Origin of the sequence: Bacillus sp. 17RED48 (genome assembly GCF_019837545.1) — a bacterium.
Taxonomy (GTDB): Bacteria; Bacillota; Bacilli; order Bacillales; family Bacillaceae_G; genus Bacillus_A; species Bacillus_A wiedmannii.
Genome location: NZ_JADAXG010000002.1, coordinates 547,541 through 561,804 on the forward strand (window position 1 = coordinate 547,541; position 14,264 = coordinate 561,804).

Sequence of the window (14,264 nt, forward strand, 5' to 3'; positions counted from 1 at the left end):
CGAAGTTGTTCCTCCCTAATTTATAAGACATTCCCCAGTGTCTTGAACAACTTCCATCCCTAATTAAATTGACATAAATTGTCCCCTTCCTTGACCATCTCTTATGTGATGGTCTTATTTTTTGTTTACTCTATCTCTTATCTAAAACTCCCTCTCCCTTTCACTCTATGTTCACACCAAGGTCACTTCTATCTTTTATAGTATATGTATCGAAGTTGTTCCTCCCTAATTTATAAGACATTCCCCAGTGTCTTGAACAACTTCCATCCCTAATTAAATTGACATAAATTGTCCCCTTCCCTAGACCATCTTATGTGATGGTCTACTTTGTTTTCTAACTAGATTCCCCAACTTTTTTGCTTACTTTAGCAAAAGCAATCTATATTTAAACACAAATTTTTATACAAAATATTCAGAAAATAATGTCAAAACAAGTAGTTTTTCGGTACAATTAATGTAGAAAGCAATTTCACAAAAATAAGGGGGGTTTTATTGAAACAAACAAAAGCAATCTTAATTGCATTATTTCTCGGTTTAGTTGTTGGACTCACTTTAAATTTAGCTGCACCATCCATTTTTGAACCATTAAACCAATATGTGTTCAATCCACTTGGTCAATTGTTTATTCGCCTCATTAAAATGCTAGTTGTTCCTGTTGTATTCATTTCTATCGTGCTCGGAGCTGCTGGGCTTGGAGACCCGAAACAACTTGGAAGAATCGGCTTAAAATCAATTTCATTCTTTCTTGTAACTACAGCCGGTGCTATCTCTATTGCAGTTACATTTGCACTGATTATTCAACCAGGATCTGGCGGTAACTTTAAAACAGAAGGGCTTAAATATGAAGGGGCAAAAACCGAAACATCTTTCGTGGATACATTGCTAAATATCGTACCAGATAACCCAGCAAAAGCGATGGCTGATGGAAACATGTTACAAATTATTGCCTTTGCCGTATTAATCGGACTCGGTATAGCTATTTTAGGAAAACGGGTTCAAGGTATCCATTCATTACTTGAACAGGGCAACGAATTAATGATGTATCTTGTTAATCTCGTTATGAAATTAGCGCCAATCGGAACATTTGGATTGCTCGCTTCATCCGTTGGTAAAATGGGTCTTGCAGGCGTCGCTGCGATGTTCAAGTATATGATTGTCGTTATGCTAGTACTTATTATTCACGGCGTCTTCGTCTATGGCGGATTATTAAAGGTATTAGCAAAAGAAAGTATTGTCCGTTTCTTTAAACATTTCGGACCGGTAATGGCAATTGGATTTAGTACATCTAGCTCTAATGCATCTCTTCCGTTTGCGATGAAAACAGCACAAGAAAAACTTGGCGTTCCAAAAGCGATAAGTTCTTTTGTACAACCACTAGGTGCAACGATTAATATGGATGGTACTGCCATTATGCAAGGTGTAGCAACTGTGTTTATCGCTCAAGTATACGGAGTTGATCTTACTATGTCCCAATTAGCTGTCGTCGTATTAACTGCTGTACTAGCTAGTATCGGTACTGCCGGTGTACCAGGTGTTGGACTTGTAATGCTTACGATGGTTTTAAATCAAGTAAATCTACCAGTAGAAGGTATTGCCTTAATTATCGGTATTGACCGCATTCTAGATATGTCAAGAACAGCTGTAAATATTTCTGGTGATGCAATTTGTGCAATGATCGTCGCAAAATCAGAAGAAAAATATAATACAGATCAATCTGCAGCATCTTAAATCAAAAAAGGAGTGAAATGATTCACTCCTTTTTTGATTTACTTCCTTTTTTCGAACGATATTCTTTTCCTTTGTTATCATTACCAGTATCAAATTCCGCACTAAACTCTTGCTGAAATTGTCCTGATTTTGGTGAGCCTTGATTTCCGCTCCCTTTACTACCATTTCGATTTGTCATATTTTTGCCCCCTTCCTTTACTAGTAGTATGTTACATATTTTCTTTTTTATAATCTTTTACATACGAAAGAAGACCTTCCTCATATAAGGAAAGCCTTCTTCTTCAATACGTAAGCGTTTTCTTACTTGTAATGACTTAAATAAGTTTTTTAGAAATAGATATCATTATATTCATTTCTTCTTCTGAAAGCGCGGAGAATCTTTCTTGTAAATATTTCTTTTTCTCCCCTTCCATTTTTGCAACTAAATCTTTTCCTTGCTCTGTAATCTCTAAATATACAACTCTGCGATCTGATGTAGAACGTGAACGGGTTACAAAGCCTTTATTAATTAATTTTTCTGTAACAGCTGTAATATGACTATTCGACACATTTAACTCATTGGCTACACGTGATACCATTTCTTTATTCGTACGATTCAATATTCTAAGGACGATGAACTCATTCCACGGTATGTAACCACCAAATATCTTTCCAATATCATTACGCAACGTGCGGAACATAGCAAAAACATTTGTCGATAGTTCTTCCATTAATTGCTCTCGATTTTGAGACAACTTTGACAGCCCCTTTTATTTCATTTAGTTAAATAAAAACCTTATTAATAATTTTACATGAAATCTTACTTTTTGTCACCTTATTTTCCCATAATTCGTAGTTTTTTAATAGACATTTCATGATACAATAAAGTTGATTTTCCAGAAAAAGGGGATGGAATAATGAATGAAGAAGACAAATTTTCTAATCTCAATCTAAAAGATAAGACTTTGATTATTGGTTTTGTTATTCTGTTTCTCATTATAATTTTTGCATTTATATTCTTTGTATATGTAGGAATCTTTCATATTACAGGTATAGAATATTCATCAAGAACAGCTCTACTACTCTTTTTTTACTTATTCTTTTATTAGATGGTATTACATATTTTATATTTATTTTCTTTAAAGTGCTCTTTCATCCAATGATGATAAATATGCCCAATTGGCTCTCAATCGCTCTGCTCTCCATAATTGAAATTACGTTAGATTGGTTTGTCATACATACCGCCGACGACTGGATAGAGAGTGTACAAATGTCCAACATAGCTGAACTATGTGTCGCACTATTCCTTTACACACTCAATAAATTATTTAGTGATAAGAAAGAGTAAGAATACAAGCTTTTCTATATAAAAATTGGTACAATGAAAACAAATCATACTAAAGAGGTGTTACTTATGAACTTACAACAATGGGCTGATAAAGGTATGTCCTTTGATACATATGTGAATGAAATGAAAGTAAATCAATACGAGCTACTGCACATTTACAATAACTTTTTAATTCCAAATGAATTACTTCCTGTATTAGAAGAACGCCAAAATGATGGCTGGCGTGTTATCGTATTAACAGCTGATTGGTGTGGTGACGCTCTTTTATGCGTACCTGTTATGAAACGAATTTCTGAAGTTGCAAATATTGATATGAGATTATTAATTCGCGATGAAAACTTAGAATTAATGGATCAATATTTAACAAATGGAACAGCACGTGCCATTCCAATCTTTATTTTCATTGATAAAGATGGAAATGAACAAGCCGTTTGGGGACCACGCGCTCCAAAAGTACAAGAGTTAGTAACTTCAATGCGCGCTACATTGCCTGAAAAAGAAGATCCAACATTCGAAGAGAAACAAAAAGAAATGTACGCTAATTTCCGTGCCACATTAGCTGATGATACTTCTCTTTGGGAACATGTAATGGAAAGCATGATGGAAAAAGTAGTAAAATAAAAAAACTGCCGAACTCGGCAGTTTTTTTATTACATAATGAAGAAGAAATAGAATACCGCAGCTAAAATGAAACGGTAGTAAGCGAACGGTGTTAGTTTTACACGACCTAATAATTTTAAGAATGAAACAATTGCAAGCATCGCAACAACGAATGCTGTAATAAATCCTGTTGCAAATAATGGGATATCAGCCGTACTTAATATATCCCAGCTTTTAATTAAATCTAAACCACTTGCAGCTACCATCATTGGTACTGCTAAAATAAATGTATATTCAGCCGCCGCTGTATGTGACACGCGAGCTAATAAACCACCACTTATTGTAGAACCAGAACGAGAAAATCCTGGCCAAAGCGCTAAACATTGGAACATTCCAATTGTAAAAGCTTGCTTATATGTGATTTCATCTAATGTTCTTGCTGTACTTGGTTTCGAAAACTTCTCAGCAACAATCATTAAAATACCACCAGCCACTAAACTGATGACAACTGGGCCTGGCCCAAATAAAACTTCTTTAATCGCACTATGGAACAATACGCCAAGTACGCCGGCAGGAATCATCCCGATAATAATATGTAATAAATTTAACGATGGTCCCTCGGTTACTTTCCCTATACCTACTAAAGACCATAGACGCTTCCAAAATATAACAACAACTGCTAAAATCGATCCCAATTGAATAACAACTTCGAAAACTTTCGCTCTCTCGTCGTCAAATCCAAGTAAATGACCTGTTAAAATCATATGTCCTGTTGATGAAACTGGTAAAAACTCTGTTAAACCTTCAACAGCCCCCATGATTATTCCAATTAACCAATCAGCCACGAGTAGTGCCTCCTTAATAACGAATATGTAATTTTTCACACCTTATCATAATACCTTATCCCCTTTTAAAGTGCATCCTTTTTTTATTGATTGTACATGTTGTATGCGCATATTTCTTTTCTATTTTTTGATTAAATTGTATGATAGTAAGAGTTTGTTTTTTTAGCGGAAAGGGGATTTTATGAAAGAAACTAATTCATTCTCACAAAAATTAAAGCAATTTGTATTACTATTTTTCCCGATTTTCGTAACGCAAATGTCATTATTTGCAATGAGTTTTTTCGATACGACAATGTCAGGGCACGCAAGTCCTATTGATTTAGCGGGTGTTGCTATCGGAACAAGTATATGGCTTCCCGTTAGTACCGGATTAACAGGAATTTTAATGGCTACCACTCCAATTGTTGCACAGCTCATTGGATCCAAGAAAAAAGAGGATGTTCCCCAAGTTGTCATACAAGCAGTATATTTAGCAATTTGTGCTAGTTTCGTGGTCATCCTTATCGGTTTCTTCGCTGTTTCACCTATTTTAAACGGCATGCGCCTGGAAGAACCTGTGGAACGTATTGCGGCAAAATTTTTAAGTATTATTGCAATTGGAATTATCCCTTTATTTACTTACACTGTTTTACGTGGGTTTATTGATGCATTAGGAAAAACTCGCACAACGATGATCATTACATTACTATCATTACCAATTAACGTAGTATTAAATTATGTATTAATTTTTGGTCATTTCGGTTTTCCAAAACTCGGTGGTGTTGGGGCGGCAATTGCTTCTGCAGCAACCTATTGGTGCATTTTAATTATTACCGTTATTATTATTCGTACGAAAGAGCCTTTCGCATCTTTCAATATCTTTAAACAATTATATCGTCCTTCTCTTTCAAGTTGGAATGAATTCTTAAAACTTGGCGTCCCTATCGGATTTGCTATCTTTTTTGAAACGAGTATTTTCGCTGCAGTGACACTTATGATGAGTAATTTTAGTACGACAACAATCGCAGCTCATCAAGCAGCTATGAACTTCGCTTCCTTGTTATATATGACTCCTTTAAGTTTAGCAATGGCAATGACCATCGCTGTTGGATTCGAAGTTGGAGCAAAGCGATTCAATAACGCAAAACAATATGGATTTATCGGGATTGGCTTAGCACTTGCATTCGCCCTATTATATTCAATTCTTCTCTATTTCTTTGATGATGCAATTGCTTCTATTTATACGACAGATATACAAGTTCATCATTTAGCAAAAGAATTTCTTATATTTGCGATTTTATTTCAAATTTCAGATGCAATTGCAACTCCTGTACAAGGGGCACTACGTGGTTATAAAGACGTAAATGTTTCCTTAATTATGACATTAATCGCTTATTGGGTAATAGGTCTCCCTCTCGGTTACATATTAGCAACTTACACTGACTGGGCAGCAAAAGGATATTGGATCGGTCTTATTATCGGTCTAGCATTTGGCGCCACCTTCCTTCTTGTCCGTCTCTTTCAAGTTCAAAGAAAATATACAACAGAAAACCACCGCTCACGATAGAGGGGTGGGTTTCTTTATGCATATTTTTTCTTTGAACGTATAACATAATGAAAAAGAAAGGTGGATACATATGGACGAAAAAGAAAAAAAGCAATCATTCGATGAAGAATTCGCCCCTGAAATTTCACCTGGATATCGGCAAGATGTACATAAGACACCTAAATATAAAAACACTTCTTTTTTAATGGGCATTACCATTTTTGCCGCTGTGTTACTCGTACTCATCATTTTCGTTTATTTTTGATGGAAGGTGGTCTATTATATGAAGAAACAAAATTCCAATCGTTCAAAAAAAACTGTGAAAATAGAAAAAGGGTATGCAGGTGATTCTGTTCTTACTCAAAAACAAGTCGAGCAAGGAAATTTATATATTGCTCAAAAAGAACTTGGTCAACAAAATGAAAACCTTTAGAATCCCTCAAAGAACTGGGGGATTTTTTTATCCGCTATTTGTAGCACTGATTCATGTTTCACTTTATTGTACATACTGTTTTTGTTCTAACACCTTAAATATATTATTAACCTTTACAATTTTCATTTCATAATTCAATTTCATTTCGCTTCTCTTACCATTTTCAGTACCCGCAACGTACGCTGCAGTTTGATAACGAAAACTTTCATCCGTCACTTCACGTATGTCCTCGTTTATAAATTTATACTCTAAATCCCGAAACCGATTTGGATAATAATTTCCTATTAATTGTTCATATCCTCTATTTACAAATAGTTCTTCACCTTTTCGTTTCACATCTTCTTTATTATTAAGCCCAAACACTGATAATTGCTCTGTCACAAAATGTTCTCCTACCTTTTTCATTTCATTATGAGTTAAAGTTTCTATACTTTTGTTCTTTAATTCATTATTTAATCCGTACTGATCAATCAGTTTAAAGCTAGCAAAAACCTCTTCTTTATATGACCAAAACAATCCAAAAGCGATACATAAAGAAGTGATGAATAGTCTTTTCTTCATAATACTCCCGCCCCTCTTCATAATGATAGGTATATTTTAACATATAGAAAGAAAATTCTGATATCATAAAGTGGAATAAGTTAACATAGAAATGAGGAACAATTATGGACTCTTACAAACAATATATAAAAGAAGCTTTGCCTAATCTTTCTATACATTCATATAAACAAAATGAAGAAGGATGGGATAATGTAGCGGTTATTATCAATGATGAACTACTGTTTCGTTTCCCGCGAAAACAGGAATATGCAATGCGAATTCCGTTAGAAAAAGAACTGTGCACACTTCTCTCTTGTTCACTACATGAAATTGAGGTCCCACAGTATCACCTATTATATAGCAATAATGCTGATGCGGTTCCACTTTGTAGTTACTATACACTCATTCATGGTGAGCCGTTAAAACCAGAAATAGTTACTACACTAGAAAAACAAGAGCGGGAAGCACTTATTACACAATTAGCCACCTTCCTTGCGACTCTACATAGTATTCCTTTAAAACGTGTGGAAGCGTTAGAATTCCCTATAGAAAAAAACTGACCTACTGGAAAGAGCTACAAACTAAATTAAATCAGTATGTTACTAACAGTCTTACTTCGTTACAGAAATCATCTTTAAATCGGTTATTCGAAAATTTCTTTACTTTTATCGATACAACCACTTTTCAAAATACAATTATTCACGCTGATTTTACACATCATCACATTTTATTTAATAAGCAGAACAAAAATATTTCAGGGATTATCGATTTTGGTGATGCTCAAATTGGCGATCCTGCTTTTGACTTTGCTGGACTATACTATAATTTCGGACATGAATTTACTACAGCTGTATATAAACAATACAGTACGCTTACTTCACACGATGACCCATTACTCATTCACCGCATCACGAGTTTTTATCAATACAGCCCTTTACTACATAATATTGTTTATAGCTTTGAAACAAAGAATGAACTTGAATTCCTAGCGGGTACAGAACAACTGAAAGTAATACTACAGGGATGAGATTACATTCTCTCCCTATACTCTCTCTCCTCATACATCATTAACTTTTTATCCATTTCAACAATAACTTGATACAGTTGAAATGCTTGTAAAATTTGCAGTTGAATTCCAAAAGGAGCATTCTGTTCTTTTAACCATTGAAATACTTTCGTTTCATCTTTCATTGATTATTCCTCCCTTTATTAAAATCTGCTACAAATATACGGTATATGATGAAAAGCTTTTCATGTCAATAACAAAAAAGGATACAAACTTGTATCCTTTAATGTACGATATTTTTCTTCTGTTTCGCTTCTTTCTTTGCTTCTTCCCTTTGGCATTCACTACGAAACGCACAACTTATACACTCAGAACGAAAATGACGCTCTGTATAATGCTCAGGTTGTTGCAACATTTCTTTCATTCTAGATAAATCAGCCATTCCAGTTATAATATCTTCCTGTTTCGGAATGTACTCATACTTAGTTCCTTCTATTAAATTAATAACTTCAATTTTTCCGGGAAGAATGCCAAAAGCTTTATAACTGAATACTGTCATTAACTTTTGACAAAGAGCAAGCATTTCCTCATCCGCATCGACAACATACTTTTTAATTACAAACGACTCAGTACTCCACTCACCAACTTCTACTGTCAATGACATGTGGACACCTAACTCTTCCATATATGTTTGAAATTTTTCATATAAAAATAACGGCGGTATCTGACTATCATCTCTTTCAACAAACTGTAATAAGTGATCCGTTAGCTTCGCTAACACAATATAATACTCCGTCTTTGAAGCAAACATATTAATCCTTACCTTTTTCCAATACTTTTCTATTAATATTAAAAGTACGATTTTCGTTTGTTGGCCCGCAGGTAGTGTGTAATATTCATTAATAATTCGATTCACAATCATTTGTGCGATTTGTTGCCATTCAAATGAAGAAGGTTCTCTTCTTTTTATATGACGGAAATAAAATTTATGCGGACAACGCATAAAATCATACAAATGATAATCTGTCATCGTTTTGATTGCGATTTTCTCATGCACTTGCTCTTCATCTCCCTTCTGCCATTAAGAAAGGTGTTTTACAAATTCAGCTCCAAACTGTAAACATTTTTCTACATCTTCATCTTCTGGCGTTAATTCTACTTTTAGTCCTTCTAACACAACTGCAGCTCCGCGCTCTTGTAGCTTTTCTATTAAAATGTCAACCGCCACGCCGTATTTCGGATAAGCCGAATCACATGATCCGAATACTGCCGCTTTTTTCCCGGTTAAATCAATAGAATCCATTGCATCATAAAAATCTAAGAAATCATCAGGAAGGTCACCATCTCCCCAAGTGTAAGCACCTAAAATAATTCCATCATACTGTTCTAGTATAGAAGCTTCTGGTGAATCCATAATATCGATAACTTCAATTTCATTTTCTGTTTCACGAATTGCACCCGCAATATGATCAGCCATTTCCTCTGTATTTCCACTCATACTTGCAAAAATCATTACTAACTTACTCAACTGAATCTCTCCTTTTACCTTGTATCTCTTTTTCTGTTGGAAGCGTACTCTTCTCATCTACATATTCAGAACGAATTACATTTCGTTGCCATTCCATATGCTGATCAACATCTTTATTTTTATCTTTTAATCCCCTCCGCAGAAGGTGAAATTTTTTTCTCATTAACATGTCTCATCCATCCTATTGATAATAATTATCAATTTCAACTACCCTTAGATTAATTGACAGTGATTATCAATGTCAATAACTATTTTTTAAAAAATGATTAAAATGTACAAGCTTGTCCGTTAGCTATTCATATACTATAAATGAGCATAGTTCTTTCTCAGCCCTCTCTGACGGAAAGAAATAAAAGCAACTGCGATAGAGCGCAGTTGCCTTTTTTTATACTTTTCTATGATTTTAGTAGTCTTATCGCTGTCTCTAAAAATAATTCCACTCCATAAATTAAAGCTGATTCATCTACATCAAATTTCGGATGATGATGCGGATAACAAGTATCTACCTTTTCATTCCCCGTCCCCAATTTAATGAAGCAACCCGGTGCCTTTCTTAAATATGCTGAAAAATCTTCTCCTCCCATAGAAGGTTCAAGCTTCACAACACGCTCATTCCCAAACAAATGTAGTGCACTTTCTTCTACTACTTTCGTAATATATTCATCATTAATAACCGGATCATATCCGTATCGATACGTATATGTATACTTTCCTCCATGTGCCTTTGTGATTCCTTTCACGATTTGCTCAATTTTCTCTTCTGCTTCTATTCTTAACGCTTGATTAAAAGAACGCACAGTTCCCATTAAAGTTGCTGCATTAGGAATAATATTATCAGCCATTCCCCCATGAAACTGCGTAACTGAAACAACTCTTTGCATGAAAGCACTTGTATTTCTTGATACGATATGTTGTAAATTTGTAATAATCTGCGCTCCGATAGCAATAGGATCTATCGTTTCTTCTGGCCTCGCCGCATGCCCTCCTTTCCCTTGAATTTCAACTGTAAATACGTCTGGTGCCGCCATCATCGGTCCATACGCAATTCCGATTTTCCCGCTCTCCAATCCAGACATAACATGTAAACCTATTACATAATCAACACCATCCATCACGCCTGCCTCAACCATTTCTTGTCCCCCGCCAGGATACACCTCTTCTGCGTGCTGAAAGAAGAGACGAATCTCACCTACGAAATCTTCCTTTATATTTGATAGCACCTCTGCTGTACTTAACAAAATAGCTGCGTGAGCATCATGCCCACATGCATGCATCATTCCTTTATTCACAGACGTATAAGATTTCCTTGTCTCCTCTTGAATTGGTAAAGCATCTATATCAGCTCGAATCGCAACTACTTTCCCTTGTCCCGTCCCTCTTTTAATTGCTAGTACACTATACTTCGTCGGTCTCGTTACTTCTAAAGAAGAAAATGAGCATAATGTTTCATATATAAATTGTGAAGTTTCTTTTTCATGAAATGATAATTCCGGATATTTATGAAAATGCTGTCTCCATTTAATAATGTTTTCTTCTAAAATAAGATCCTTCCACATCCTCTTCATCAGAAATTCCTCCTCTTATGAAACTTTAACAATTCATACATTAACTATGAAAAACTCAAACAAATATTACATTTCTATACATTCTCCCAGACCACTTTTATACATTCACACAATCCACTTCCTATTTACATGTCAAACCCATTACAAATTCATACTGAATGTAATATAATTGCTAAGTTAGGGATTTTCTTTTTTAGTATTTAGTGCTAATATCAGAAAAGAGCCTTTTGACTTATTTTTACCTAAAATGTGGAATTTTGTTTTTTTCACAATAATGTAGGACATGATACCTACAAAGAGCTATCATTTCATTAAGAGAGGGAAAGACATGGAAAGATTAAAAGAGATATGGTCTCGACCACTCACACAATGGGTTGCAAAGACGGTTTATTACCTTGCAATTTTATTTGCATTGCTTTGGTTGTATGGATTCCATGATACAAACACAAGTACATTTATTTACAACGAATTTTAGGGTGGGAACGTTATGAAGTTATTAGAACAAATTGAAAAGTGGGCTATTGAAACGCCTGATCAAACTGCTTTTGTTTGGCGAGATGCGAAAATTACGTACAAACAATTAAAGGAAGATTCTGATGCGTTAGCACATTGGATTTCTTCTGCGTATCCAGATGATCGTTCACCAATTATGGTGTATGGCCATATGCAACCTGAAATGATTATTAACTTTTTAGGATGTGTAAAAGCTGGACATGCTTATATTCCTGTAGATTTATCTATCCCAGCTGATCGTGTACAACGTATCGCTGAAAATTCTGGTGCGAAACTACTTTTATCAGGAACTGAAGTAACAGTAACTGATTTACCAGTTCGCATTGTAAGTGAAGACAACTTAAAAGATATTTTCTTTACTCATAAAGGGAACACTCCAAATCCTGAACATGCGGTAAAAGGTGATGAGAACTTCTACATTATTTACACATCAGGAAGCACAGGTAATCCGAAAGGGGTTCAGATTACTTATAACTGCCTTGTAAGCTTTACAAAATGGGCTGTAGAAGATTTCAACTTACAAACAGGGCAAGTATTCTTAAACCAAGCACCTTTCTCATTCGATTTATCTGTCATGGATATTTACCCATCCTTAGTAACAGGTGGTACACTTTGGGCAATCGATAAAGATATGATTGCACGTCCAAAAGACTTGTTTGCTTCTTTAGAGCAATCGGATATACAAGTATGGACTTCAACACCATCTTTCGCAGAGATGTGTTTAATGGAAGCATCTTTCTCTGAGAGTATGCTACCGAACATGAAAACATTCTTATTCTGCGGTGAAGTGTTACCAAATGAAGTAGCTAGAAAATTAATTGAGCGTTTCCCGAAAGCGACAATTATGAATACGTACGGTCCAACAGAAGCTACTGTCGCTGTAACAGGTATTCACGTTACAGAAGAAGTGCTTGATCAATACAAATCACTTCCAGTTGGCTACTGTAAATCAGACTGCCGCCTTCTTATTATGAAAGAAGATGGCACCATTGCACCTGATGGTGAAAAAGGTGAAATCGTAATTGTCGGTCCAAGCGTAAGCGTTGGATATTTAGGAAGCCCTGAATTAACAGAAAAAGCATTTACTATGATTGACGGTGAGCGTGCCTATAAAACAGGCGATGCTGGCTATGTTGAAAATGGTCTTCTATTCTATAATGGTCGTCTTGATTTCCAAATTAAGCTGCATGGTTATCGAATGGAATTAGAAGAAATTGAGCATCACCTTCGTGCGTGTTCTTACGTAGAAGGAGCAGTTATCGTTCCAATTAAAAAAGGTGAGAAATACGATTATTTATTAGCGGTTGTTGTTCCTGGCGAACATTCATTTGAAAAAGAATTCAAATTAACATCTGCAATTAAAAAAGAACTCAATGAGCGATTACCAAACTACATGATTCCACGTAAATTCATGTATCAATCTTCTATTCCAATGACACCAAATGGAAAGGTAGATCGCAAAAAATTATTGAGTGAGGTTACAGCATGACCGCATATGGATCATTTTATTTTTTCGCTATAGTGGGCATTTTATTAATACCTACTATCATAGCTGGATTAAAAGGTAAAATGTTGCGTAAATATAATGCCGTTTTAACATTAGTCATGCTCGCTATTATCTTCTCGGATAAACCGAAGCAAGCGATTATGTTAGCCGCATTTATTATTTGGCAATATGCCCTGATTAAAGGCTATTTAATTTTAAGAAAACAAAAGAATAGTACATTCACGTTTTGTGTAGCTGTTATTTTATCGATTTTGCCACTTATTTTGGCGAAAGTCGCACCATTTGCACCTGAACTAAAGTTTATTGTATTTCTAGGCATGTCCTATGTAACATTTAGAGCAGTGCAAATGGTATTTGAAGTTCGTGATGGCTTAATTAAAGAACTTTCCTTCTTTAATTTTTGGGAATTCGTTTTATTCTTCCCTGCGATTTCAACGGGACCTATCGATCGTTACCGCAGATTCCAAAAAGATATTCAAAAACCACCTAGCGCTGAAGAATATCAAAATTTACTATATACAGGATTAAACCGTATTTTCCAAGGTTTCTTGTATAAATTTATTATCGCTTACTTAATAAAGCAATATTTTATGGATCCGGCATTTGCTCAGCAAGATACAATCCTATCCAATATGATTTACATGTATAGCTATAGCTTATATTTATTCTTTGACTTTGCTGGTTATAGCTCATTTGTAATTGGTGTAAGTTATATGATGGGTATTAAAACACCAGAAAACTTTAATAAACCGTTCATTAGTCGTAACATTAAAGACTTCTGGAACCGCTGGCACATGAGTTTATCATTCTGGTTCCGTGATTTTATTTACATGCGTTTCGTCTTTTTTGCAACGAAGAAAAAGTTAATTAAAAACCGTTACACAATTTCTTATATCGGTGCATTTTTGAACTTTTTCATCATGGGAATTTGGCATATTACTGGTGAGCATGTGTATCAATACATTATTTATGGTCTTTATCATGCCGCACTGTTTATTTTATTCGATATTTTCGAACGAAAAAACAAGAAGCATAAGTTTTGGCCAAACAATAAATTTACACATGTCCTTGCGATTGTAATTACGTTCCACGTTGTATGTTTCGGTTTCCTAATTTTCTCTGGACACCTTAACAGATACTTTTAATG

At 35.0% G+C, this 14,264-nt stretch carries 17 protein-coding genes and 2 pseudogenes; 10 read left to right on the plus strand and 9 right to left on the minus strand.

Going from position 1 to position 14,264, the window contains the following annotated elements:
* Positions 1-492 precede the first annotated feature (492 nt).
* Complete coding sequence (locus ILT06_RS09485; protein ID WP_064476695.1) at positions 493-1,728, plus strand: dicarboxylate/amino acid:cation symporter; 1,236 nt, start codon at positions 493-495, stop codon at positions 1,726-1,728.
* A gap of 22 nt (positions 1,729-1,750) precedes the next feature.
* On the opposite strand, the gene ILT06_RS09490 is transcribed toward ILT06_RS09485, so the two are convergent.
* Complete coding sequence (locus ILT06_RS09490; RefSeq protein ID WP_000184929.1) at positions 1,751-1,906, minus strand: hypothetical protein; 156 nt, start codon at positions 1,904-1,906, stop codon at positions 1,751-1,753.
* A gap of 136 nt (positions 1,907-2,042) precedes the next feature.
* Positions 2,043-2,462: a MarR family winged helix-turn-helix transcriptional regulator gene (locus ILT06_RS09495; RefSeq protein WP_000081442.1), complete on the minus strand. Its 420-nt coding sequence runs from the start codon at positions 2,460-2,462 to the stop codon at positions 2,043-2,045.
* 162 nt (positions 2,463-2,624) lie between these two features.
* Between ILT06_RS09495 and ILT06_RS09500 the strand changes: the two are divergent.
* Both ILT06_RS09500 and ILT06_RS09505 read left to right on the plus strand, forming a co-directional pair.
* Positions 2,625-3,055 (plus strand): annotated as a pseudogene (locus ILT06_RS09500) (regulatory YrvL family protein).
* Positions 3,056-3,088: 33 nt separating this feature from the next.
* Entirely contained in the window at positions 3,089-3,676 is a 588-nt protein-coding gene (locus ILT06_RS09505) for a thioredoxin family protein (RefSeq protein ID WP_002070995.1), read from the plus strand.
* Between the two features lie 29 nt (positions 3,677-3,705).
* On the opposite strand, the gene uppP is transcribed toward ILT06_RS09505, so the two are convergent.
* Complete coding sequence (gene uppP / locus ILT06_RS09510) at positions 3,706-4,500, minus strand: bacitracin resistance undecaprenyl-diphosphatase (RefSeq protein ID WP_064476696.1); 795 nt, start codon at positions 4,498-4,500, stop codon at positions 3,706-3,708.
* 181 nt (positions 4,501-4,681) lie between these two features.
* On the opposite strand from uppP, the gene ILT06_RS09515 reads away from it, so the two are divergent.
* The 3 genes from ILT06_RS09515 to ILT06_RS09525 all read left to right on the plus strand — a co-directional run bounded on the left by ILT06_RS09515 (position 4,682) and on the right by ILT06_RS09525 (position 6,458).
* The gene (locus ILT06_RS09515; RefSeq protein WP_088048378.1) at positions 4,682-6,046 is read left to right on the plus strand and encodes an MATE family efflux transporter; all 1,365 of its coding nucleotides are present in this window, start codon (positions 4,682-4,684) and stop codon (positions 6,044-6,046) included.
* Between the two features lie 70 nt (positions 6,047-6,116).
* Positions 6,117-6,290, plus strand: coding sequence for a hypothetical protein (locus tag ILT06_RS09520; RefSeq protein ID WP_000343561.1), 174 nt, complete (start codon positions 6,117-6,119; stop codon positions 6,288-6,290).
* Positions 6,291-6,308: 18 nt separating this feature from the next.
* Positions 6,309-6,458, plus strand: a complete 150-nt coding sequence (locus ILT06_RS09525; protein WP_064476699.1) for a hypothetical protein — start codon at positions 6,309-6,311, stop codon at positions 6,456-6,458.
* A 63-nt stretch (positions 6,459-6,521) separates the two neighbouring features.
* On the opposite strand, the gene ILT06_RS09530 is transcribed toward ILT06_RS09525, so the two are convergent.
* A complete protein-coding gene (locus tag ILT06_RS09530; RefSeq protein ID WP_064476700.1) occupies positions 6,522-7,040 on the minus strand; it encodes a hypothetical protein in 519 nt (172 codons plus the stop codon).
* Positions 7,041-7,123: 83 nt separating this feature from the next.
* Here ILT06_RS09530 and ILT06_RS09535 point away from each other — a divergent pair.
* Positions 7,124-8,025: pseudogene (locus ILT06_RS09535) on the plus strand (aminoglycoside phosphotransferase family protein).
* Between the two features lie 2 nt (positions 8,026-8,027).
* Here ILT06_RS09535 and ILT06_RS09540 read toward each other — a convergent pair.
* The 5 genes from ILT06_RS09540 to ILT06_RS09560 form a co-directional block, all read right to left on the minus strand.
* The gene (locus ILT06_RS09540; protein WP_016088745.1) at positions 8,028-8,189 is read right to left on the minus strand and encodes a hypothetical protein; all 162 of its coding nucleotides are present in this window, start codon (positions 8,187-8,189) and stop codon (positions 8,028-8,030) included.
* A gap of 98 nt (positions 8,190-8,287) precedes the next feature.
* Entirely contained in the window at positions 8,288-9,061 is a 774-nt protein-coding gene (locus ILT06_RS09545; protein ID WP_088048377.1) for a hypothetical protein, read from the minus strand.
* A 24-nt stretch (positions 9,062-9,085) separates the two neighbouring features.
* The gene (locus ILT06_RS09550; RefSeq protein WP_000041146.1) at positions 9,086-9,532 is read right to left on the minus strand and encodes a flavodoxin; all 447 of its coding nucleotides are present in this window, start codon (positions 9,530-9,532) and stop codon (positions 9,086-9,088) included.
* Entirely contained in the window at positions 9,525-9,701 is a 177-nt protein-coding gene (locus tag ILT06_RS09555) for a hypothetical protein (RefSeq protein ID WP_016088748.1), read from the minus strand. Before ILT06_RS09555 ends, ILT06_RS09550 begins: the two co-directional genes overlap by 8 nt.
* Positions 9,702-9,927: 226 nt before the next feature.
* Positions 9,928-11,097: an amidohydrolase gene (locus ILT06_RS09560; RefSeq protein ID WP_098103454.1), complete on the minus strand. Its 1,170-nt coding sequence runs from the start codon at positions 11,095-11,097 to the stop codon at positions 9,928-9,930.
* A 328-nt stretch (positions 11,098-11,425) separates the two neighbouring features.
* On the opposite strand from ILT06_RS09560, the gene ILT06_RS09565 reads away from it, so the two are divergent.
* Genes ILT06_RS09565 through dltB form a run of 3 tightly spaced genes read left to right on the plus strand, consistent with a single transcriptional unit; the run spans position 11,426 to position 14,262 of the window.
* Positions 11,426-11,572, plus strand: a complete 147-nt coding sequence (locus tag ILT06_RS09565) for a teichoic acid D-Ala incorporation-associated protein DltX (protein ID WP_000440293.1) — start codon at positions 11,426-11,428, stop codon at positions 11,570-11,572.
* 12 nt (positions 11,573-11,584) lie between these two features.
* Positions 11,585-13,099 carry a D-alanine--poly(phosphoribitol) ligase subunit DltA gene (dltA, locus tag ILT06_RS09570; RefSeq protein ID WP_000770515.1) on the plus strand — a complete coding sequence of 505 codons (1,515 nt, stop codon included), beginning with the start codon at positions 11,585-11,587 and terminating at the stop codon, positions 13,097-13,099.
* Positions 13,096-14,262: a D-alanyl-lipoteichoic acid biosynthesis protein DltB gene (dltB, locus tag ILT06_RS09575; RefSeq protein ID WP_088048375.1), complete on the plus strand. Its 1,167-nt coding sequence runs from the start codon at positions 13,096-13,098 to the stop codon at positions 14,260-14,262. Before dltA ends, dltB begins: the two co-directional genes overlap by 4 nt.
* The last annotated feature ends 2 nt before the right edge of the window (positions 14,263-14,264 follow it).